14 protein-coding genes and 1 rRNA gene are annotated in these 23,777 nt (G+C 65.4%); 10 read left to right on the top strand and 5 right to left on the bottom strand.

Annotated elements, in window-relative coordinates; all coding sequences use genetic code 11:
* Positions 1 to 360: DUF222 domain-containing protein (locus CH302_RS24775; protein ID WP_141216724.1), on the bottom strand; the 360-nt coding region annotated here is incomplete at its 3' end.
* 192 nt (positions 361 to 552) lie between these two features.
* Positions 553 to 2,025, bottom strand: coding sequence for a cryptochrome/photolyase family protein (locus CH302_RS24770; protein ID WP_037191532.1), 1,473 nt, complete (start codon positions 2,023 to 2,025; stop codon positions 553 to 555).
* Between the two features lie 127 nt (positions 2,026 to 2,152).
* Between CH302_RS24770 and CH302_RS24765 the strand changes: the two genes are divergently transcribed.
* The 4 genes from CH302_RS24765 (at position 2,153) to CH302_RS24750 (ending at position 5,858) form a co-directional block, all read left to right on the top strand.
* On the top strand, positions 2,153 to 3,805 hold the full coding sequence (locus tag CH302_RS24765; protein WP_037191531.1) for an alkaline phosphatase D family protein: 1,653 nt from the start codon (positions 2,153 to 2,155) through the stop codon (positions 3,803 to 3,805).
* Positions 3,806 to 3,823: 18 nt separating this feature from the next.
* Positions 3,824 to 4,666 (top strand): oxygen-dependent tRNA uridine(34) hydroxylase TrhO, encoded by an 843-nt coding sequence (gene trhO / locus CH302_RS24760; protein WP_037191530.1) that lies wholly within the window; start codon positions 3,824 to 3,826, stop codon positions 4,664 to 4,666.
* 3 nt (positions 4,667 to 4,669) lie between these two features.
* Positions 4,670 to 5,545, top strand: coding sequence for a pseudouridine synthase (locus CH302_RS24755; protein WP_037191529.1), 876 nt, complete (start codon positions 4,670 to 4,672; stop codon positions 5,543 to 5,545).
* A gap of 97 nt (positions 5,546 to 5,642) precedes the next feature.
* Positions 5,643 to 5,858: a hypothetical protein gene (locus CH302_RS24750; protein ID WP_141216723.1), complete on the top strand. Its 216-nt coding sequence runs from the start codon at positions 5,643 to 5,645 to the stop codon at positions 5,856 to 5,858.
* Between the two features lie 136 nt (positions 5,859 to 5,994).
* Here CH302_RS24750 and CH302_RS24745 read toward each other — a convergent pair whose 3' ends face one another.
* From CH302_RS24745 to CH302_RS24735, 3 genes are all read right to left on the bottom strand, one after another.
* Positions 5,995 to 11,472 carry an ATP-binding protein gene (locus CH302_RS24745; protein WP_037191678.1) on the bottom strand — a complete coding sequence of 1,826 codons (5,478 nt, stop codon included), beginning with the start codon at positions 11,470 to 11,472 and terminating at the stop codon, positions 5,995 to 5,997.
* A 386-nt stretch (positions 11,473 to 11,858) separates the two neighbouring features.
* Positions 11,859 to 12,530: a TetR/AcrR family transcriptional regulator gene (locus tag CH302_RS24740; RefSeq protein WP_037191525.1), complete on the bottom strand. Its 672-nt coding sequence runs from the start codon at positions 12,528 to 12,530 to the stop codon at positions 11,859 to 11,861.
* A gap of 14 nt (positions 12,531 to 12,544) precedes the next feature.
* Complete coding sequence (locus tag CH302_RS24735) at positions 12,545 to 13,147, bottom strand: dihydrofolate reductase family protein (protein WP_037191523.1); 603 nt, start codon at positions 13,145 to 13,147, stop codon at positions 12,545 to 12,547.
* A gap of 220 nt (positions 13,148 to 13,367) precedes the next feature.
* Here CH302_RS24735 and CH302_RS24730 point away from each other — a divergent pair, with 220 nt between their 5' ends.
* The 6 genes from CH302_RS24730 to CH302_RS24700 form a co-directional block, all read left to right on the top strand.
* Positions 13,368 to 18,593 (top strand): AAA domain-containing protein, encoded by a 5,226-nt coding sequence (locus CH302_RS24730; protein ID WP_052047738.1) that lies wholly within the window; start codon positions 13,368 to 13,370, stop codon positions 18,591 to 18,593.
* Positions 18,594 to 18,699: 106 nt separating this feature from the next.
* On the top strand, positions 18,700 to 19,914 hold the full coding sequence (locus CH302_RS24725) for a metallophosphoesterase (RefSeq protein WP_037191521.1): 1,215 nt from the start codon (positions 18,700 to 18,702) through the stop codon (positions 19,912 to 19,914).
* A 28-nt stretch (positions 19,915 to 19,942) separates the two neighbouring features.
* Positions 19,943 to 20,782: an HAD family hydrolase gene (locus tag CH302_RS24720; RefSeq protein ID WP_037191519.1), complete on the top strand. Its 840-nt coding sequence runs from the start codon at positions 19,943 to 19,945 to the stop codon at positions 20,780 to 20,782.
* Between the two features lie 400 nt (positions 20,783 to 21,182).
* Entirely contained in the window at positions 21,183 to 21,728 is a 546-nt protein-coding gene (locus CH302_RS24710; protein ID WP_082323695.1) for an LpqN/LpqT family lipoprotein, read from the top strand.
* A gap of 50 nt (positions 21,729 to 21,778) precedes the next feature.
* Positions 21,779 to 23,188 (top strand): plasmid pRiA4b ORF-3 family protein, encoded by a 1,410-nt coding sequence (locus CH302_RS24705; RefSeq protein WP_037191516.1) that lies wholly within the window; start codon positions 21,779 to 21,781, stop codon positions 23,186 to 23,188.
* Positions 23,189 to 23,688: 500 nt separating this feature from the next.
* Positions 23,689 to 23,777: ribosomal RNA gene (locus tag CH302_RS24700) — 16S ribosomal RNA — on the top strand; the annotation flags it as partial.

Below are 23,777 nucleotides of genomic sequence, written 5' to 3'. Positions count from 1 at the left end.
ACGTGCGGCATCGCGACCCTCTTCCGGCAGGTTCTCCGGGGGTGTTTCGGCGAAGGTGAGGATCAGGGCGGCGTGATCGACGGACATCACGCCGGTGTTGACGGCGTCGGCGATGTCGGGAAACGCAGCCATACCGCGGGCGAGGGCGACGATCTTGGTGGCCTTGGATGGTGAGAGAAGGGTGGTGGAGGTCAGCCAGCCTGCGGGTCCGGGAAAACCGAGCTTCTCCCGGCTCACGCGGGTATCGATCTCGGCGACAAGAGCGATCCGCCGGGCCTCCAACAACTGGATCTGATGGGAGACCGCGGCAGATTCGGCGAGGAGTTCGCTCTCGCTCAGTTGCCAGATCTCCGTGGTCATGGGAGCAAGTGTATCGAACAAGCATTCGACTGACAACCATAGTGCAATCGAAAACTATTGCTGTGCATAATGATTCGCGAATCGGAACCTGTCGGTACGTCGTGGTAGAGGACCGGCGGCACCCAAAGATTGCGCGTCTCGGCCACTTTGCTGTGACGAATGCACCCGAACATCGGTGCATTTCCTGATGCGTCAGTACACCTCGCGTTGCCGTTCCTGTTCCAACACCTGCTCGAGGTCGCTCAATCGGTTCATCGACGAAACCTGACGCGCAGTCCGGTGATTGAGCGCCAACATCTCGCGATGCCGGTGGACGAAGGCCCAGTAGCCGGCGGTGAACGGGCAGGCGTCGTCGCCCAGTCGCTTCTTCGGGTTGAACTCGCACGGCTTGCAGTAGTCGGTCATGCGGTTCAGGTACGCCCCGCCCGAGGCGTAGGGCTTGGTTGCGATCACTCCGCCGTCCGCGTGCTGACTCATGCCGATGACGTTCACCGGCATCACCCAGGCGAACCCGTCGACGAAAGCCGTTGCGAACCAGTCGGTCAACGCTCGCGGATCCCAGGCATGTTGCAGCGCAAAGTTTCCCAGGATCATCAGTCGGGGAATGTGGTGCACCCAGCCGCGGTCGCGCACGCCGTCCACCGTCGACGACAGGCACTTCGCCACCACGGCGTCGCCGTCCAACTCCGTCAGCCAATTCGGCAGTGGCTCATGCGCTTCGAGCTTGTTGCGCTCGAGGTACTCCGGCCCCAGATGCCAGTACAGGTGCCACACGTATTCGCGCCAGCCGAGGATCTGCCGAACGAAACCCTCTACGCTCGCCAGCGGGGTGCCGTCTCGGTGGGCGTCCTCGGCGGCGTGCGCCACGTCCAGCGGTTGCAGCAGGCCGAGGTTCAGCGGGACCGAGAGCAGTGAGTGCGACATCGTCCAGTCGTCGGCCATCACTGCGTCCTCGTACTTGCCGAAGTCGTCCAGGCGATAGTTCACGAAGTGCGCCAATGCTTCCGACGCCTCAGAAGCAGTCACCGCGAACACGCGAGGTCCGTCGACCCCGACGGTGTCGAGGCCCCAGTCATCGAGGTCGGCGCGCACCTGGTCGTCGATCGCGTCCTCGGTCGGCCACCAGGGTTCCTCGACGCCCAGGGTCAGGCGTCCCTTCGGTGGCGGCGACTGGTTCTCGGCGTCGAGGTTCCATTTGCCCGAGACCGGTTCGGATCCCTCCATCAGCACCCCGAACTTCTTACGCTGTTCGCGGTAGAACGTCTCCATCCGAAAGGTGCCGCGCTCGGCTGCCCACTCCGCGAAATCGGCGCGGGGAAGTGCGAACATCGGCGTCGGCAGAATCTCCGAAACCAGGCCCTCCTCGTGCAACGCGGCGACGAACTTCTCCGCCGCGTGTGAGGTGGGCTCGAACACCACCACGGGCTTTCCGTACTCGGCCAACCCTTCCCGATATGTCTCGGTCTGCAGGTAGGTGACGCGATCACCCAGCTCCTCGGCCAGGTGACGCATGCCCGACAACACGAGATGCAGCTTCTGCCGGTGGTATCTCCGACGCCGGAACACGCGCCGGGACTCGATCATCAGCACGTCTCGCTCGGCATGCTCGTCCACCGAGTGAAAGTGCGGGCCGAGCTGATCACCGAACAACCACAGAGCGTCCATTCTCGGAGTGTTCTCCCGCAGCGACGAAGGCAAACCAGTATCCGGCTCATGGCCGGTCGGTGAACACTGTGGCCGACCCAGGCGCGCCTTACTTGACCATCGACCGTCCATCGCATGGACTGACCCGATGCACGCTGAGTCTGCGCTTTCCAGAAGGACGTTTCTTCGCTCGTCGTCGGTGGCGGTCGCAGTGGCCGGAGTGGCCACGACCCTGCCGGCGACTGCCCACGCGCAGGGCAGCGATCGAGGCTTTCTGCACGGGGTGGCGTCGGGAGATCCGTTGCCCGACGCGATCGTCCTGTGGACCCGCATCACCCCCACGCCCGACGCCACCCCGGGCTCCGGCGTCGGCCCGCAGGTATCGGTGACGTGGCGCATGTCCCGTAGTGCGGACATGGGCGACGTGGTTGCCTCCGGAACCGTCGCAACCGGTCCCGACACCGATCACACCGTCAAGGTCGACGTCGACGGCCTCGCAGCAGACACCACGTACTTCTACGACTTCCGGACGAGCGACGCGGCATCGGCCGTCGGCACCACGCACACCGCCCCGGCCAACGATGCCGATATCGACGCGATGCGATTCGGGGTCGTCTCGTGCTCCAACTGGGAGTCGGGCTACTTCGGGGCCTACCGGCATCTGGCCGCCAGGACGGACTTGGACGCCATCGTCCACCTCGGTGACTACATCTACGAATACGAGACGGGCGGGTTCCCGGGCCGCGACGGGGTGATCCGCCAGCATTCGCCCACGCACGAGATCGTCACGCTCGCCGATTACCGTCAGCGCCACGGTCAGTACAAGTCCGACCCGGATCTGCAGGCCGCCCACGTCGACGTGCCGTGGATCTGCACGTGGGACGACCACGAGTCCGCCAACGACGCCTACGACGGCGGCGCGGAGAACCACACTCCGGCCACCGAGGGTGATTGGTACACGCGCAAGGCCAATTCCGAGCAGGCGTACTACGAGTGGATGCCGGTGCGCGCCGCAGGCACCGCGACCAACCGTCATCTGTACCGCAGGCTCCGGTTCGGCAACTTGCTCGAACTCTCGATGCTGGATCTGCGTACCTACCGCTCGCAGCAGGTGTTGCCGTTCAACGGGCCCGAGGTCGATTCGCCCAACCGGACCATCACCGGTGCCGAGCAGATGCAGTGGCTCACCGACGGCATTGTCTCGTCGCCGACGCAGTGGAAGATCGTCGGCAACCCGGTGATGATCACGCCCACTCTCATCCCACCGCTCGACCGGGATGCAGCCAGGGCCGTCACCTCGCTTCTCGGAATCCCGGAGGGCGGCCTGCCGTACAACGCGGATCCGTGGGACGGGTACACCGCCGACCGCCGCAAGCTGCTCGGTGCCATCGTGGACGCAGGCGTCGACAACACCGTCTTCATCACCGGCGATATCCACTCGGCCTGGGCCTGCGAGGTGCCGCTCGACGCGGCGCACTACGCAACGACGGAGCCTGCTGCCACCGAGCTGGTCGTCACCTCGGTGAGCTCGGCCAACATCGACGACCTGACGCGTACTCCGCCGCACACGCTGGGCCGGGTAGCCGAGGAGGCGTTCAAGGCGCTCAATCACCACGTGAAGTTCGTGGACCTCGACAGTCACGGCTTCGGCGTCTTCGAGGTCACCAAGACGGCGGCTCGGATGGACCACTGGTTCCTCACCGCCAAGGAGGATCCGCAGACCGCGGTCTACTGGGGAGCGGGCTTCACCGTCGACTCCGGCACCCAGCGCGTCCGGGCGGCGGCACCACCTGCCGGGTAACGCGCCATACTGGTCGGCGTGGCTGTACCGAAAATCGTCCTGTTCTACGTCTTCACTCCGCTGCCCGATCCCGAAGCGATCAGGCTGTGGCAGCAGACGCTGGCCGCGTCGAACAATCTGACCGGACGCATCCTCATCTCCGAACACGGCATCAACGCGACCGTGGGCGGCGACGTCGACGACGTCAAACGCTATGTGCGCGGCACCCGTAGCTACCCGGCGTTCAAGTCGGCCGACATCAAGTGGTCCGAGGGGCTCGGAAACGATTTTCCGCGCCTGAGCGTGCGAGTCCGGGACGAGATCGTCACCTTCGGTGCCCCCGGGGAACTGAAGGTCGACGCCGACGGGGTTGTCGGCGGCGGCACTCACCTGAGCCCGGAGCAGGTGCACGAGCTCGTCGATTCCCGCGGGGACGACGTCGTCTTCTTCGACGGCCGCAACGCTTTCGAAGCCGAGATCGGAAAGTTCAAGAACGCGGTGGTGCCCGACGTCGAGACGACGAGGGATTTCGTCTCCCAGCTCGATTCCGGTGCCTACGACCATCTGAAGAAGTCCCCGGTGGTCACGTATTGCACCGGGGGAGTCCGCTGCGAGGTGCTGTCTTCGCTGATGGTGGCCCGTGGTTTCGAGGAGGTATATCAGCTCGACGGCGGAATCGTTCGGTACGCAGAAACTTTCGGCGACGACGCGCTCTGGGAGGGGTCGTTGTTCGTCTTCGACAAGCGGATGGCGCAGAACTTCTCCGACCACACCGCCGTCATCGGTCGCTGCAGTGCCTGCGGCAACCCGACGTCCCGGTACCAGGACTTCGACGGCGACGCCGGCCGTGGTCTGCGGTTGATCTGTCTCGACTGCGCCTAGACAATGCTGCCCTTCCGGGACGGTCTCGCTCCGCTGAGACTGCTGTTGCCGCATGGTGATTCGGCCACAACCATTGTGGAATATCTCGAACGACAGATGCCCGACGACGACTGGCGACGGGCCATTCGCGACGCCGAAGTGGTCGACGAGAAGAGCAGGCCGATCTCCGTCGACACGCGGTATCGCGCCGGCAGTCAGGTGTACTTCTATCGCGTTCCAGCGCAGGAGGTTCCGGTTCCGTTCGAGATCGGCATCCTGCACGAGGACGACGACCTGTTGGTGGTCGACAAGCCGCACTTCCTCGCCACCATCCCGCGTGGCCGACACGTCACCGAAACGGCGACCGTGCGACTACGCAGGCAGTTCGACTGCCCCGACCTGACGCCCGCGCACCGACTCGATCGCGCCACCGCCGGGGTGTTGCTCTTCACCAAGACCAAGCATGCCCGACGGCCGTATCAGGAGCTCTTCTCCTCGCGCAACGTCACCAAAGAGTACGAGGCCGTTGCGGGATTCGATGCAGCACTGGATTTTCCGCGCGTGGTGCGAAGCCGAATCCTCAAAGAGCATGGGGTCATGACGGCATACGAGGAGCCGGGGGAGCCGAACAGTGAGACCCTGATCGAACTGGTCGATACGTTCGGTGCCGCCGCCCGATATCGACTCTTCCCCAAGTCGGGCAAGACGCATCAGCTGCGAATCCATCTGTCGTCGTTGGGAATTCCGATCGCGAACGACCCGTACTATCCGGTGTTCTCTTCCGTCCCGGCCGATGACTTCACCCGGCCGTTGCAACTCCTCGCCCGGGCTCTGAACTTCACGGATCCGCTCACCGGCGAGCCCAGGCGCTTCGTCAGTGCCCGAACCCTCGAGCCCTGACGTCTGGCCATCGTTCGTTCGGACGATTGTGACAATTGGGACGCGAGGTTAGCGTGTCGAGCGAACCATGTCCGATGGAAGAGAAGAGGAGAACAGCGTGAAGCGTCGTATTGCTGTTGTGTTGGGAGCCGCAGTCATCGCCATAGCGTCGCCGGCAGTCGCGGTGGCCGATACCGGAAGCGCGAGCACCGGTAGCTCGAGCGGAGTGTCGAGCTTGTTCTCGGATCTGTCGCGGATCTGGGAGGCCTGCGCGGTGACCATCTTCACCGGTCAATGCACCGGTATCGTCGCAACGGACGTGACCTACTGGTAAAGCGTGCCCTGAGCCGAACCCTCCGCCGAACCCCTTTAACCGACAAACGCGCGCGCATTCGCCAGACGCTCGCGGAACAGGTAGCCATTCCGCGAGCATCCAGCAAACGCGCGCGCGTGTGCGTGGAGCCAGAGCCCTACTTCGCCAAAGACCGCGCCATTCCGCGTTCGATTGCGGCGACCAGCTGCGGGCGCAGTTCGGCGGCGGGGACGATGTGGTGCACCGATCCGACGTTCTGTGCTCGCTGGATGTTGTGGATGGCCTCGAATTCGGCTGCCACTTCACCCAGTTTGGCGTTGCGTGCGTTCGCTCGCACGGCGGCCAGCTCGACACGCAGGGCCGAGCGGGTGGCGTCGTCCTCGGCGGTGTTCAGCGCCGTCTCGAGTTCCTTGACGGTCGGGTCCGCTGCGGTGCGGGCGTTGACGTCGCGGGTGAACACCACTGCTGCGGCCGGGGCTCCACCGAGCACGGAGGCGAAGGAGCCCTCCACTGCGAGGACCTCCATGTTGTCGTTGAGCGCTCCGGAGAACACCACGAAAGCGCCTCCGTGGTAGCGCGAGACGACACAGAACACGACCGGTCCGTCGAAGTTGACGATGGCGCGGCCGATCTCGGCACCGTATTCGAGCTGGATGTTGCGCAGCGATTCCGGTGATCCGTCGAAGCCGGAGAGGTTGGCCAGCACCACGATCGGCCGGCTTCCGCTGGCGGCGTTGATGGCGCGGGCCGTCTTCTTCGACGAGTTCGGGAACAGGGTGCCCGAGGTCCACTGATCGGGGCCGTCGGACGGGAACCAGCCCTTACGGGGGATGGCTCGCGATTCGATACCGATGACGGACACCGGAATTCCGGCGAGGTGGGCGTCGAACACCACGGAGGTGTCGGCGTCGGCCATGTCGGCCCAACGCTCGAGTACCGAGTGGTCCTGGTCCACCACGGCGCGCATCACGGTGCGAATGTCGAACGGCTTCTTGCGGTCCGGGTTGGTGACCGAGGAGAAGATGTCGCCGACGGTGGTGAAGTCGCTCGACGGGTGCACGTGCGGGTAGGTACGCACGTCGCGCTCGGTCGGGTCGGCCGTGGCTGCACGGCGTGGGAAGCGTTCTCCCGGTGCGGCATACGCGTGGTCGTAGTGCGCGAACAGGATGTCGCATGCGGCCCGCAGGTTCGGTGCCCAGTACTGCGCCTGGCCGTTGGGGCCCATGACGCGGTCGTAGCCGCCGATGCCGAAGTTGTCCTCGGCCGAGACACCACCGGAGTAGTCCAGGGACTGCTTTCCGGTGAGCACCATCGCACTGTCGGGGGTCATCACCAGGATGCCCTTGGTGTGGGTGAGCATGGTGGCTTCGGCGTTCCAGTACGGCTGCGCGCCGACGTTGATGCCCGCGACGACGATGTTGATCTCACCGCCTGCCTGGGTGAAGGTGATGATGCGACGCAAGCCGCGCGAGACCCAGTCCATGTTCTCGGTGCCCGATTCCATGGAAATCGTTGCACCGGAGGACAATGCGAACCATTCGACGGGTGCGCCGAGCTGCTCGGCGAGGTCGATGGCCGCGACGATTCGCGAGCACTCGGCCTCGGCGACGGTGCCGAGTGCCTTGGTCGGGTCGCCGAACAGCGCGACGCGAGTGATGCCCTCGGGGTACTTGGCCGTCGGTGTGGTGGCCACGCCGACGATGACGCCTGCGGAGTTGCGGCCGTAGGGACGGTCGACCGGTGCAAGCACACCGTCGGCGTCGAAGTCGTACTCGGTGAACGTGCCGCCGTTGCTGCTCAGCAACGGAATCAACTCGTACGGGTACACGGTGCCGCGTGCCTGGGACCGCTGCACCTTCTGGGTGTACTCGTCGAGCGGACGCATCGGCTCGGTCGGCGGCGGCGTCACCTTGGCGACGATGCCTGCACCGGATCGGTACGACAGGCGCAGTGCCACTTCGCGCGGGGTTGCGCCGGGCTTCTCGGCCAGGCGCGCGATGAGGGTGATCTCCTCGAGTCCTGCACCGATCGTCAGCGGTGCGATGTGACGGGCGATGGTGGCGATGCGGTCGGCGGGCACGTTCAGTACCGGCCAGACGTAGAGCACGACGCGGTTGGCGTCGAGTCGCTTCTTGCCGCGTCCGGCCTGAGCGCGGCGGATGCCGTCGAGGCAGGCAGCGACGGTGCGCTCGATCTCGGGTACCGCGACGATGTTTCCGGCGTCGTCCAACTGTGTTGTGACGCCACGGATCTCGGCGAGTGCGACGAGTCGCTCGTCGGAGGGGTTGGCCTTGGACGTCAGGTGGAACAGGTACGTCCCTGCGCTGGCGGGCAGACGAACTCCGTCGAAGTTCTTCAGTCGCCACAGGTCGAGTCGCTGACCGGTCAGTGGGTGCATGTCCCGGATGATCGTGTCCTCGGCGAGGGGTTCGGATCCCTCGACCGTGGTGCGGCGGTAGGTCATCTTTCGGGTGGCGGAACCGAAGGCGGTCACGGTGACTCGACGCCAGCGGCCGGTGCTCCGGTGCGCGGCCAGTGCAGCCTGGAGTTGTTCCGAGAGGGCGTCGCCGTCCGTCGGCGCGTCCGGCCAGGACAGGTAGAGGTCCACGGCCAGGTGCTCCGGTGACGGACCGGCGATATCCTCGACAGCGTCGAGAGTAGCTGCGAGAGAATCGAAGTCGGTAGCCGTGGAGACGAGGTGCAGTCGTTCGCCCGAGAGCTCGAAGTTGCCGGTGACGAAGTGCTTGCCGTCGCGGTCGAAGGCCTTGACGTCTTCGAGGGTTCGGATCTCGTAGTACTGGCGGGTGATCACTTCGAGCAGGGCGCCGGGATCGGTGATCCGTTGTGCCAGCAGCTCGATCAGCGGTTCCGGGGTGGCGACGAGCGCCGCGATGCGGGCCGAGTAATCGGCCGCGTCGGGGTTCTCGGCGAGGTACTGCAGGCTGCCACGGACGCCGTCGTAGATCTTCTCGCGTGCACTGCGGATCTGCGGCTCGTCGAACAGCCGGAAGCGCAGGTTGCGAGCGACGTCGCCGATGACGGGGTAGCGGGCCTGGGTGGCACCGATGAGGCGCTCGAGGACCTCGGCCATGGCCGGGGTGGCTTCGGGTTGCGCCGAGCAGTCGCTGAGCCAGTGGCCGAGCAGGGCCGCGATGACCGGAACCTGGTTCTCCATGCGCTGCAGAGCGAGGAAGACGCGGTAGACGGCTTCTTCGAGTTCGGGGGTTCGGCCTTCGTCGATGGCGGCATCGTAGTGCGCGAGTGCGCGAGTGAGCTTGGCGCGGAACGAATCCGGGAGCCCCTGCACGTCTGCGTCGAGCGAGTGCAGGAACGAGTGGAAGTGCTCGCGAGGGGAGTGGACGCGCTCGTCGTTGCCTTCCTCGTCCATCGTCGGACGGTTGCGGGAGAGTTCGCAGATGTCTGCGAACGTGTTGAGCAGATCCAGCTCGGCCGAGACCACTCCCGAATCGTTGCGAGGAACGTCGGCACGCAGAGTTTCATAGGTGGACAACAGGTTTCGCGCGCGGGCCCCGCTGACGTCGAAGCCGGTGATCAGGGCGGCGAGTTCGTCGAGTCGGTCCAGTGCCCGGCGCTGCGGCGAACGCTGTGCGGCGTCGTCGATACCGCGGAACTGCACGCGCGGTGCCTGCTCGGAGACCTTCTGCTCACCGGCCTGATCGACGCGCAGCAGTGCCGCTCCTGCGTCGACCTGTCCGTTGACCGAGGCCAGTACCTCACGCACGGTGCCCGCGTAGGGAGACCGGACGGCGGTTTCCATCTTCATCGATTCGAGGACGACGAGGGTCTGTCCCGCTTCGACCTCGTCGCCGACGGCGACCGGAACGGCCACGACGACGGCGGGTGCCGGTGCGCGGACCAACCCGGCCTCGTCCTGCGAGATCTGATGGCTGATGCCGTCGACCTCGACGAGGAAGTGCGCGGCTCCGGCGACGGTGACCACCTGGTAGCGACGGTCGCCGATGACCAGACGGCTCTCGTACGTGCCGAGTCGCTCGACGTCGACCTGCAGATCGCCGATGCCGTCACCGTCGATGCTGTAACGGTGCGTGCCGGTCTGGCCGACCTCGAGCTTGTAGGCCTGACCCTGGTAGTTCAATTCGACGGTGCGGCCGATGGCATGGGTGGCGCGTGGCCGGCCGCCGCGTGCGGAGCTGAGGAACGCGGTGCGCTCGCGGCCTTCCTCGGCGTCGTAGGCGTCGATGGCCGCGGCGATGATCGCGATGTCGGCGACGGCGGTCGGGCCCACCTGAGAGCCGGCCTCGGTGCGGTCGAGCCAGCCGGTGTCGGCGGAGGCGGAGATGACTTCCTCGCGGTCGAGCAGGCTCAGCAGGAACGACTTGGTGGTGGTGCCGCCGTCGATGACGACGGTGGTCTCCCGCAGCGCGTTGCGCAAGCGAGCCAACGCTTCGCTGCGGTCGCGACCCCAGGCTATGACCTTGGCGACCATCGAGTCGTAGTCGGGCGGAATGACGTCACCCTGCGCGATACCGGTGTCGACGCGGATGCCGGTGCCGAGGGGGAACTTGAGCAGCTCGACGGTGCCGGGAGCCGGTGCGAAGCCGTTGTCCGCGTCCTCGGCGTTGAGGCGAGCCTCGACTGCGTGACCGAACTCGGTGGGGCACTCGCCGGGCAGTGCCTGGCCGTCGGCCACGAGGATCTGCAGCTTCACCAGGTCGATGCCGGTGGTGTATTCGGTGATGGGGTGCTCGACCTGGAGGCGGGTGTTGACCTCGAGGAAGGTGAAGATCTTCTGCTCGGGCTGGTACAGGTACTCGACGGTGCCTGCGCCCTGGTAGCCGGCGGCCTTGACGAGTTCGGCAGAGGCAGTGCGCAGCTGGTCGGCCTGCTCCTTGGTCAGCAGCGGTGAGCTGGACTCCTCGATGACCTTCTGGTTGCGGCGCTGGATGGAGCAGTCGCGCACGCCCGGGGCCCAGACATTGCCGTGGCTGTCGGCGATCACCTGAACCTCGACGTGGCGGGCATCGGTGACGAGCCGTTCGAGGAACACGACGGGGTCACCGAACGAGCGCTCGGCCTCACCCTGGGTGCGTTCGAGGGAGAGTTCGAGTTCGTCCTCGTGGAAGACCTTGCGGATACCGCGGCCACCGCCGCCGGAGCGGGCCTTGATGATCAGCGGGTAGCCGATCGCCGCTGCATGACGCCTGGCGTCGGCGCGGGTCTCGACGGGGCCGCCGGACCACGGTGCGACGGGGACGCCGACCTTCTCGGCGAGGATCTTGGCCTCGACCTTGTCGCCGAGCAGGCGCATCGCGTCGGCGGAGGGGCCGATGAAGGTGATGTTCAGGCGGGCGACGAGATCGGCGAACGTGGGGTCCTCGGCGACGAAGCCCCAGCCGACCCACACTGCGTCGGCACCGGACTCGACCAGGGCGGCCTCGAGGACGCCGTAGTCGAGGTAGGCCGAGCCGGTGGCGGGCTTGCGTAGCGTGACCGCCTCGTCGGCCTGGCGGACGAACATGGCCCGCTTCTCCGCTTCGGTGTGCAGCGCTACGGTGCGGATGCCGTAATCGTGTTCGGCGTTGAGCTCTCGGACGGCTCGGATCAGGCGTACTGCTGCCTCGCCTCGGTTGACTACTGCAATCCGCTTGAACAACGTATCTCTCTTCGCTCGGTGTGGGCGCACCGCGTCGGTGCACTCGATGGAACGTGGATTGGTGCCGGGCATGTCGATTTCCTGTTCATCATGCGGCACTCCGATCGGCTCATTCTAACGGTAACGAGGCCCTGTGCATCGCCAACGGCGTTCGGCGTGAGTGTGATTGATCACCAACAAGTGAATCATATTCTGTTACAAGCACTTTGGCTGAGAACGGGCTGTCGGGGCCTGTTCACCTCGCTAACGTACTCGCGAGTAGCGTTGGCGCGAGGCGTAATTCGCCATTCGGTGACTTACGTTGCTACCGGCGGGTACATTACCGACGGGTACAACTCGAGCCGATCGGCTCGAGTTGCCTCGCTCGTCGCCGAGTGCGGTCTCCCTCACCTGTCACCCTCGCTCGCCCGCGGCAGTCGCAGCGCGTTGACCCACAGTCTCGTCGCGGTCGCAAGCAGATCCTCGGAGTCCGCGGGCGAGTGGCCGTCCGCGGCGTCGACGACGAAGTGATTGAACGCGAGCCGGCTGATCATCGAGGACAGTGCGCGCGAAGCGAGCAGGGGATCGAGTTCCGCATCGGCCAGACCGCGGCTCTGCAGGCTCTCGATACTGCGGGCGTTGCGCCTGACGAAGGCATCGGCGCGTTCACGGCGGAGGCGTCGGAACTCGGGATCGATGTTGGAGACCTGCTCGAGCAGTGCCATCAGCTTCGCGTTGCGTCGGTAGGCCTCGAAGTACGCACGGTTGCTCGCGGCGATCACGGCAACCGGGTCGTCGTGCGGGTTCACTCGCTCGGTCCCGGGATGCAACATGTCGTCCCGTGCCTGCTCGAGCACGGCGGCCAGGATCTCTTCCTTGCTGGTGAAGTAGGTGTAGAAGGTTCCTGCGGAGCATCGAGCGGCGCGGGTGATGTCGATCAGACGTGAGTCGAGGTAACCACTGTCCTCGAACACTCGACGGGCGGCCGCCACGAGCGAGGATCGGGTTCGCAGTCCGCGCGGGGTGGTCGGCAGCTCCCGATTCGGCAGCTCACGGTCTGGCTCCGGCGCGGCAGGCATTCAGTCTTTATACGTCATCGTTCGCGCGCATCCCGGCGGACGAACCGGGTGAATCTCACCCCGCTGTCGAACTGGCGTGATTCGAGGTGCTCGAACTGCTGCGCGGGGAACGGATCGGGACCGATCCCGGACGAGAACAGCCCGATGCCCCTGCCGAGAACGACGGGATTGACCTTGAGGAACAGCTCGTCGATCTCGGGCAGCAGTTGACCCGCCAGGTTTCCGCCTCCGCAGATCCAGACGTCGAGCTCGGACTCCTCGGCTACGAGGCTCCTGACGAGTCCGATCGGATCTTGGTTCACGACGGTGAGAGTCGGGTCGTTCGACGGGGCGAGAGTGCGAGAGAAGACGTACTGGCGTAGGTGGGGATAGGGGCTGGCGATGCCGACGTCGAGCGCAGGTTGCAACGTCTCGCGGCCCATGACGAGGGTGTCGAATCGCGCGGGCGGACCGTCCAGGCCGAACGCTGCACGCACGTGGACCGGCAATGTCTCGGGCAGCTCGGCCACGATGGCGTCGAGGTGATCGCCCTCGGGAACGAAACAGTCGTAGTTGCCGTCCGGTGCAGCGATGAAGCCGTCGAGGGAGACGGCGACGTAGTAGACCAGTTTGCGCATGGGGCTCCTGTCGTGGTCGACGGGTGAGAAACCCGAGGGTCGGCCGGTGGGTCCGCTGTGGGGGATCCAGCGACCGAAGTGGGTCTTTGTGACCCAGCACTAGAACGTATTTTGTGTGCTCAGGACGCGATGAACAACTGGTTTTCAGCGGCTAGTGTGGCCCGGGTGTGCAAACACCGTCCCTGGATCGGACGACCATTCGAGTATTTGTGGGGAAACTGTGACGGCTGCAGCGGCTACCGGTCGTGAACACGACGACGAGCTCAAGAGCAGGGTTCAGCGCCTGCTGCGTTTTCTTCGCGAGATCGTCGAGGCGCGTTCGAACCCGGTGCTGCGTTTCGACGACCACGTTCAGGTCGAGTGGGTGCATGCCGGGGACGTACCCATGCAGCTCGACCCACGGGCCAAGCAAGGTGGTGTGGTCCTGCGCGCGCCGCGCATCGCGGTCGACGAGCCGCCCGAGCCGCCGGCGCTGTTGTCGGGTTGGCTCGATCCCCAGATCGTTGCAGACAGTCGCTATCGCGAACTCGAGCTGGCCGACGCATCCTCGGTGACGTCCCGCCGTCGAGCGGAGGCGCAGGAGTCCGATGCCGACTTCGACATCCGCAAGGCCTACGAGATCAAGCAGGCCTTCGAGGAGTACTCGGAATCGTGGAAGGAATGGGCGCAGGAGGATCGGGATCGGCGCCCGCAGGCTGCTCTGTACCAGGCTCTGCAGCTGATGATGCAGGAGCTCGCCTCGCGGCCCGAGTCGATCGAACTGGTGGTGGCCTCGGGTCTGCTGACGTCGAGCAACACCGATCCGCAGCGCAGCGTTCGCACTCACCTGATCACGCAGTCGGCCAGCATCGAACGGGACGTGCGCACCGGTGACCTGTTGGTTCGCCTCGCCGCGAGCACAACCCCGCGCCTCGAGGACGGCCAGCTGCTGACCGGCTCGGACGATTTCGACACCTCCGGCTCGGTGGCTCTGGCTCGAGAATTGCACGACACCGTCACCTCACCCATCGGAGCCGGCGTCGAACAGTTCCTGAGGAACTGGGCGGCGAAGGTGCCGCGGCAGGACATCGAGGTGCTCGATCGTCTCGGGCCGCCCGGGGCTCTCGCCTACATCGACGACGACCGCACCCTGACCGTCTCACCAGCCCTCGTTCTCCGCGTTCGAGACTCGTTCGCGCTGGTCGAGTACTACGAGCAGATGATCGCCGATCTCGAGTTCGCCGACTCTCCGGTACCGCTGGGGCTCGCGCAACTCGTCGACGCCATCGAACCGGCAGATCGGATGGCCTGGCTCGAACGCACTGGGGCGGGGGAGTCGGCGGCACTGGCGGAGGATCCGCTGTTTCCGCTGCCGGCCAACGCCGAGCAGTCGCAGATCATCGAACGGCTCGGGCGTGACAGCGGCGTCGTGGTCGAGGGACCACCAGGAACGGGCAAGACCCATACGATCGCCAACCTCATGTCCGGGCTGTTGGCGCGCGGTCAACGGGTTCTGGTCACTAGTGAAAAGTCACAAGCTTTGCGCGTGCTGCGGGACAAGCTCCCGCCGGAGCTGCAGGAGCTCTGTGTGTCCATCACCGACCTCTCTCGCGGTGGTTCGGACGAGCTGAACCGCAGCGTGGCGAAGATCGCCGAGCGCAAGACCTCGTTCGACGAGGCCAGCGAGGTGCAGAAGATCGAGGCGCTGACGACGCAGCGCGCCTCGGCTCTTGCCCGACGGGCCGAGCTGCTCGATCGTGTCAGCGCGCTTCGCGAGTCGGAAACCGTTGTGCACGAATATGTTTCCGATGGATACGACGGCACGGTGTCGTCCATCGTACGTAAGGTCAAAGCGGCCGAAGGTGCCCACGAGTGGCTGCCCGGCCCACTGCTCGCCGATCGACCGCCCCTCGACGGTGTCCAGGTCGATCAGCTTCGCAAGCTCATCGCCGGCTCCGACGGCACTCGTGAACTCCGCTCGCGTCAGGTGCTGCCGCGTCCGGAGACGATACTGCCGAATTCGGCCGAACTCACCTCGCTCTGTCGGCGCGCAAGTGCACAGATCGATGACCTCTCGCCCCAGGCGGCGGACCTCGTGGCGTTGCTCGACGGCGTGGAACCCGCTGTGTCCTCGGAGATCGAGCAACTGTGCGAGGAGCTCGCCGCTCGCGTGCGAGCAGTCGTCGAACTCGACGGCTCCTACCCACGCCTGACCGATTCCGTGCTGTCCGGCGAGGCCGCCCACCTGTGGTCTCGGGTCAGCGGAATCGACGCGATGGTCGAGACGGCAGCTGCGTCCGATCGCTACGTCGGTGGGCACGATGTGCAGTGCTCGTCGAGTTCGCCGGCGGCACTCACGGCCATGGATGCGTTCGCCGGTGCGTTGGAATCGGGTATCGAGTGGAAGCCCCGATTCCGTCGCAGCGAGGAGCAGAAGGCCGTCGAGGCTCTCGATATCGTCGCTACCGTCGACGGGCAACCCGCGACGACGGCGATGGCCGCGCGTCTGGTGGCCGAACACATTCGTGCGCTCGAGACCGTGCAGACCGCAGCGGTGCTCCTGGCCGACCTCGCGATCGTCGTTCCACTCGACGGCACGCGTTCGATTCGCGTCAACAACGTGGCGCGGATCGCCGACCGGCTGGGGCTGGTGTCCGCAGTCGTCGCGGCCCGTGACGCCCTGGTGCACCGGCTGTACACCATTTCGCCTGCAGCACCGTGGATTCGGAGCCTCGCCGACGCTCAGGAGGTCGCCGGGGCCGCCGACGCCATTGCCGCGCGAATCGACATCGATGCCGCACGAGCCGAGCTCGACGCCCTGCAGTTCGCGGTCGCCACTCGCATCGATGCCGGGCCGTCGCCCGAGGGCTCGAATCTGGTGAGCGCGTTGAGCACTGCGGATCCGTTGGAATTGGCTGCTGCCGTTGCTGCGTACTCGCAGGCGTGTTCCGAGCAGGAGGATCAGCTTCTGCTGGAATCGATGTCGGCGTCGTTGTCCGAGGTCGCACCCGCATTGTTCGACCTGGTCGAGAGCACCGCTGGTGATGTCGAATGGGACGAACTGAGCTGGCAGATGTCGAAGGCCTGGGCGTGGCGTCGAGCACGCGAGTGGGTCGGTGAGCAGCACCACGGCGGTCTCGAGCAGCAACTGGAAGCCGATCTGGCCGCTGCGGATACCGACATCGCCTACCTCACAACACGTCTCGCCGCCGCCAGTGCCTGGCGCAACAGTCTCGAACGAATGACTGCCGTCGAGGTGCGTGCGCTGCAGACCTACCGCGAGCACATCTCCAGCATCGGCTCGGGGGCCGGCAAGTACGCCGAAACCTACCGCAGTGCAGCACGATCGGCGATGCGTGAGGCGCAGAGTGCGGTGCCCGCGTGGGTCATGCCTCTCTCTCAGGTGCTGGCGTCGATTCCGCCGGTGCCGGGCAGTTTCGACGTCGTGATCGTCGACGAGGCGAGTCAGGCCGACATCACCAGTCTCTTCCTGCTGTACCTCGCACCCCGTGTCATCGTCGTGGGTGACGACAGGCAGTGCGCACCGGCCGATGTCCCGCAGACCGGAACGCTCGAGGACGTGTTCGATCGGTTGGACGTCTATCTGCCCGATCTACCCGAGCATGTGCGTGCGACGCTGACCCCGAGGTCGAGCCTGTTCTCCATGCTGCGCACCAGGTTCGGTCAGGTGGTGCGGTTGCGTGAGCACTTCCGCTCGATGCCCGAGATCATCAACTGGTCGAGTCAGCAGTTCTACGGAGACTCTCCGCTCGTTCCCGTGCGGCAGTTCGGTGCGGATCGCCTACCGCCGTTGCGGCACACGTACGTTCGCGGAGCGACGGTGACCGGAAAGAACGCCTCACTGGTCAACCGTACCGAGGCCATCGCGATCGCCGAACAGATCGCACATTGCCTCGAGGACCCCGCGTACGACAACCGGACCTTCGGAGTGGTTGTGCTGCAGGGCCAATCGCAGGTCGACGAGATCCGCAACGAGTTGATCAAGCGGATCGGCATCGAACAGTGGGAACAGCGTCGGCTTCGCGTCGGTACGCCGCCGGACTTCCAGGGCGACGAACGCAACGTCGTCTTTCTGTCGATGGTGGTGGCACCCGATCAGAACTTCGCCACCCTCACCGCCAATCAGTACAAGAGGCGGTTCAACGTGGCGGCGTCGCGGGCACAGGATCAGCTGTGGCTCTTCCACTCGGTGACTGTCGATCGGCTCAAGCGAGCGGACCTGCGCAACTCGTTGCTGAGCTACGTCACCTCCGTCTCGCCCGCTCCTGCCGATCCCATGCCGGTCGATGTCTCGCGCGAGATCCGGAAGGCGCCATTCGAGACGTTGCTCGAGCAGCAGTTGTGGAACGACCTCGTCGAGCGAGGTTTTCACGTCAATCCCGGCGTCGAGGTGAACAACAGACGTCTCGCCCTGGTCGTGACCGGCGACTCCTCGCGTCTCGCCGTCGAGTGCGATGGCGACACGTTCCTGTCGACGCCGGCTCAGCGGTTGGCGGACCTGCAGCGTGAGCAGGAGCTCAAGCGGTGCGGCTGGACCTTCTGGCGGGTGCGCGAATCCGAGTACTACTTGGACCGCGACGCGGCGCTGGAAAGCCTCTGGGCCACATTGGCCCGTTTGGGAATCAAGCCCAACAGCGTTGTCGTGGAAGGTCTCGAGAGCTCGGACGAGGCCTGGACCCCGGTCCCGCTCGAGTCCTCGCAGTTCGACGATTCCGGCGTCTTCGAAACGTCCACGCATGCAGACTCGTCCACACGCCACGAGTCGGTGTTGTCTCTGTGGACGATGCCGCGCATCGACATCCCCACCGGGGAGCCGTCCGAATCGGACGCTCGCGGAGGTGACCGCGCAGGATCGGCACCGTCGACGACCAACGGTTCCGGAATGACCAACGGAACCGGAGTCGAGAACGGGTCGGGCACCACGAACGGTTCTCGACCGACCAACGGCTCGGGAACGTCGAACGGTGCAGCCGCCACCAACGGTGCCACCCACGGATCCGGGACCGGGGAGTCGGGCGGTTCCCGTGGCACTGCTCGGCCGATCGCGTCGTCGGCATCGAGCCGCCCAGCGATGACCAACGGCTCCACACCTGCACAGGACGCAGAGAGCGATGCGTCGGCGCGGGTGCGCGACTCCGCGGCGAGCAGCGAGTCGGCAGCCGACTCGTCCACCGAGTTCGGCGGAACCGCGAACAGTACGACAGCGGCCACGGACCGGGTCGGGGACGCCGACGAGACGGTCGCATCGGACGAGGCCGCGGACAGCGTCGAGGCTGCCGAGCTCGATGGATCCGATCCGGCCGACACACAGGGTGATTCCACGGAAGCGACGACGGCCGATGTCGAGCCGAGCGGCGGCCTGGAGGCACCCGAGGACGAGGGCATCGCCGAACACGAGTTGCCGCTCAACGGACTTCGCGGATACACCACCCGCCGTCGGCCGTGACTCCGGCTCCTGACCGGCGGGCTCAGCGCCCGGGCCGAAGCAGCGAAGGCGACGTAGTCTTGGCCTCGGATTTCGCGCACGTACGAGTGAAGAGGGTTCGACGCCGATGACAGATCGACAGACACAGCGCCCGGAACAGTCGGCCTCCCCGGACGGGTCGACGCGATCGCGATCTCGGCGAGTTGTCGTGCCGACCATCGTTGTTGTGGTCTGCGCGGTGCTTGTCGGCCTGCCGGCCTGGACCGTCGTGTTCGCGGGCGCGCAGTGGCCGGCGATTGCACAGTCGATCGGCTCTGCGGTTGCGATCGGCGTATTGGTGGCACTGCCTGCAGCGATGTACCTGGGTCACCGGCCGAGTGCAGAGGGGGTCTCCAAGGACGCGTGGGCGGGCGTCGGAGACGTGTTGTTGGGCATGGCCTGGATCGCGTTCGTGTGGTCGGCACTTTCGCTGCTGCTGCGGCTCGGTCTGTGGATGGCTGGGGTCGACGACCCTCTGCGGTCGCGGATCGTGTCGGTGACGACCGTCGTCGTCGTAGTCGTCCTCGCAGTGTGGGGTCATTACGAGGCGATGCGAACTCCCCGCGTGCGACACACGACGGTCAGGATCGACCGGCTCGGGGCTCGATTCGACGGTCTACGAGTGGTTCTCGTGACCGACACGCATTTCGGCCCGCTCGATCGAACGACGTGGTCGCACCGATTGACCGATGCCGTCAATGCGCTCGAACCGGACGTGTTGGCCCACGTCGGCGATATCGCCGACGGCTCGGTCGATCGGCGTCGAGCGCAGGCCGCACCGTTGGAGGCAATGCTCGCGAGTGCGGCGCGCGTGTACGTCACCGGCAATCACGAGTACTTCGGCGAGGCGCAGGAGTGGCTCGATCACATGCAGGACCTCGGCTGGAATTCCCTGCACAATCGCCACGTGGTGCTGCGTCGTGGTGAGGACGCACTGATCATCGCCGGCGTCGACGACGCCACCGCCGCAGGCTCGGGTGCGCCCGGTCACGGTGCGGATCTCGCTCGCGCACTTGCCGGAACCGATCCGTCGATGCCTGTGCTGTTGCTGGCACACCAACCGAAACAGATCGCTGACGCCGTGGACGCCGGCGTCGACCTGCAGGTCTCCGGCCATACGCACGGCGGTCAGATCTGGCCGTTCTCGGCCTTGGTTCGGCTCGACCAACCGGTGGTGCACGGGCTGAGCAGACACGGCGCGCGAACTCAGCTCTACACCAGCCGCGGATCGGGATTCTGGGGTCCGCCTTTCCGGGTGTTCGCGCCCAGTGAGATTTCCGTTCTGACGTTGGTCTCCGGCTGAGAGACCGGCACCTGGCAGTATCGGTGGGGTGAAGAGAACCGAAGAGGTCGTCGTTGTCGCAACCGATCTCGACGGCACCCTGTTGCGTTCGGACCGAACTGTGTCTGCTCGAACGGCCGCTGCGATGGCTGCGGCAGACGCAGCCGGAATCAGGGTGGTGTGGGCCACTGCTCGCGCGCGCCACTCGATCGACGAACTCGCTGCGTCCTGCGGATTTCGCGGAACGGCCATCGGTGCCAACGGGGCTGTTGTCCTCGACCTGGCCGACGGATACCCGGCCATCGTCGGCACCACGTCGGTACCGGCCGAGACGGTGGCCTCGGCCAAGTCGATCGTGCGCTCGCTCGTCCCCGGCGTGGCCTTTGCGACGGTCGGTGCCACGCGATTCGTGGCCGAGCCTCGGTACGCCGAGCTGTGCGTATTCGCGGACCATCACCGGCAGCCGCACGAGATGGAACTCTCGGAGCACGGCCTGTCGGTCGACGTCGAGCCGACGGTCAAAATCGTTGCCCGGCACAGTGATACGCCGAGTGAAGAGTTGTACGAGCTCGTCGCTGCTGTCGGGGTCGACGGAGTGGAGTTGACGCATTCAGGCGCCCCGTACATCGAGATGTCCGCAGCGGGAGTCTCGAAGGCCAGTGCGCTGCAGGAGTTGTGCGAGCGGTGGGGGATTTCTCCTGGTTCGGTTGCGGCAGTGGGGGATGCGCGCAACGATTTACCGATGCTGAGTTGGGCGGGTACGGCGTTGTGCCCGTCGAATGCTGCTGAGCCCGTGCGATCCGTTGTCGATCGCGTCCTCGAATCCAACGACGACGATGCGGTCGCGCGGTATCTGGAGGAACTCACCGCGCGCAGAGCGAGACCGTAACGTCCGGTCCGTTCGTCACGGCCCTGTGGGGTCGCTCGGAGATTCCACGGCCGCAGGTGCAGCAGTCGAGTCGGTTCTGCGCTGAATTCAGTGCATTCGGACAGACCGAGTGGTCGATGCAGGATCAGGCGACGTTCGCGGCGGGCCTGTCGTGCATTCCGGACACTGCACCGGTGGTCGAGATTACGAACAGTGTTGCACCCGGGGTAGCGATTGTGGCGCAAGCGAATTCGGGTTCGTTCATCGACGCAACTGCCATGCTCGACGCGGTCGGCGCATGGTTGGAGTCGCACAGCACTCAGCTACCCGCCGGTCACTGCCTCCAGGATCCGATGACGAGCGGACCGGCGCGGGTAGCCTCTGGCGTGTCAGTGAATCGTCCACCACGAAAGGCCCTGCTGTGAACGACGCCCTGTCGACGGAATCGTCCGAGCCCACCACGATCGCCGAGTACCTGAACGCACACGCGTTGCGGGTGTCGCCGCTCGACGGGCCCGCGGCGGCCGAGCTCGGCATCACCGTGCCGATTCCTGCGGGATGGCAGACGCTCGATCCCGCGCAGTTCCCCGGGGCGACTCAGGTGATCGTGGAACCGAACCTCGTGGAGAACGGATTCGCGCCGAACGCGGTGCTTCTGGTCGGTGCGTTGTCGCGCACGATCGACCCGGAAGCGTTGATGGCACTGGGTTTCGGCGACGGACGTGCGATGCCAGGCTGGGTGGAGCGCGAGGCGAGCACGGCATCGTGGCTCGGCTGGCCGTCTCGATTCATTCGGGGGACGTACGTCGCGCAGCAACTCGAGGCCGCCGTGACGACGCGGTATGTGGTGGTGGGCGTCGATACCCAGTACCTGGTGCAGTTGACGGTGACCACGTTGGCATCGCAGCTCGATGCGTTGGCCTTCGACGTCGCCGCGATCAACGACGGTTTGACCACTGGCACGTAGAAGCCGCGAGCCCCTGTGTCCGACGCACTGCTCCGACTAGGGTCCATTCCATGTCGATGAGAACCGGTCGCGTCCGGCACCTGTCGGTGGTGCCGAGTTTGTCCGACACCGACGAGCCGGCCGACGCCAGCGCGACCGAAGCCACGCGGCGGGGCCTGGCGAACCTGGTGCTTCGGGTGACCGTGGATCACACCCGTCCGCAGATTTGGCGTCGGGTGCGGGTGCGCTCGGACCTGCTGCTGTCCGAACTGCATGCGGTGCTGCAGAAGACTCTCGGTTGGGAGGACCGGCATCTGCATGCGTTCAGCGTGAGGACTGCCGGTGCCACGCGTCGATTCGAGATGGAAGAGACGCTCGACGACGGACCGGACGACGAGGCGTCGAGTGAGGAGCGAGTGCGGATCGACGACGTACTCACGGCACCGGGATCCACCATGACGTACGAGTACGACTTCGGTGACGGATGGACGCACACGATCTTCTTGGAGCAGATCGATTCCGATATAGACGACCTCCGATCGGTCTGCCTCGACGGGGCGCGCGCATGCCCACCCGAGGAATCCGGCGGACCTTCGCGGTACGCGCAGGCGCTGGAGATCGCAGCCGACCCGTCCGATCCCGAACACGCAGCCCTTCTCACGAGGTGGGGTGCGGCCTTCGACCCCGCTCTGTTCGACGCCGATGTCGTCAACACAGTGCTGCACTCGTTGGACGTGGGGCGTTCGGTGCTCGCCGAAGCAGTGGCAGCGGCACCGGCCATCGGAAAGCTGTTCGATCGGGTGCGTCCTGCGGAGGTGCCGTCACTCATGGCGTTGCTTCCACGATGCGAACTCACCATCGAGAGCTCCGTCGACCTACCCGTCGCCGAGATTGCGATGGCCAAGTTGACGTGGTTTCTGCACAGAATCGGCGACGAGGGAGCCGACCTGACCGGTGCCGGCTACCTCAAGCCGGCATTCGTAGCGGCAATTCGCGAGGAGCTCGATTGGGGTCTCGGGTGGGTGGGGCCGAGCAATCGCGAGATCGACCATCATCAGGTGACCGATCTGCGCGAGGCGGCGCGGCACCTCGGGTTGACCCGCACATCGAAGGGCAGGTTGCTGCGCACCAAGCTCGGAGCAGCGTTGGCCGACGACCCGGTAGGCATGTGGCGACATGCGGCCTCGCGACTTCCGCTGGGTAAGGAGACGTACGAGACCGACGCGGCGACTCTGTTCCTGATCTCCCTCGCCGCCTCGGCATCCGCGACGCACCGCAACGAGATGCTGATAGAGACTGTCGCCGAATTGGGTTGGGCCAGCGAAGATTCCGGTGTTTTCGACGCTCAGTTCGCAGCGCAGGCCACGGTGAGCTTCCTCGATCTCATCGGGGCCCACGGTCCGCGGTTCTACTTCCGGCAAGGGGTAGCGGACTCGCCGAGCTGGTCTCGCAGGTTCGCGCGGGACGCATTGCTGAGCTGAGTCGCAGAGATGCGGTCCCACGACTGCCCACACAGGGCTCGGGCCGCGCACGACCGTCGCTGAGCAGGCGATTTGCGTTGGTGTGGTTGGTGGCGTAACTTTTGTCGAGTCAGAGCGACGGACACCGACCCGGTCTTCACGGACTGGGTGAACGAGGTTGGACGTGTGGCTCGGCAGGTTTTATCCCCCAAGAGTCGGGCCTTGTGTCCGAGACCAAGCTGGGATAGGCTGGAACAGTTGCCCTTGAGGCCGACGGACTGTGTGTTCGTGGGGTGAGAGTGTGTGCGTGTTCTTTGAGAACTCAACAGTGTGTCGATGAATGTCAGTGCCGAATTTATTTGGTGAAAGCATTCGATGTATCAGCCATCCGCTTGTGGTGGTTGTTGTCGGGTGTTGTTTGAAAATGCTAGTTGAGTTTTTTTGCTAGTGATTTGACTCTTTATGTTTATGACTGATTCACGGCTCTTCCTTTCGGGGGAGCGCTGTTGTTTCGAGAGTCTTTTACGGAGAGTTTGATCCTGGCTCAGGACGAACGCTGGCGGCGTGCTTAACACATGCAAGTCGAGCGGTAAGGCCTTTCGGGGTACAC

The organism is Rhodococcus sp. 15-2388-1-1a (assembly GCF_002259145.1).
Taxonomy (GTDB): Bacteria; Actinomycetota; Actinomycetes; order Mycobacteriales; family Mycobacteriaceae; genus Rhodococcoides.
Note: the sequence above shows the minus strand (reverse complement) of the source record. Positions and strands in the feature narration are given on the sequence as shown.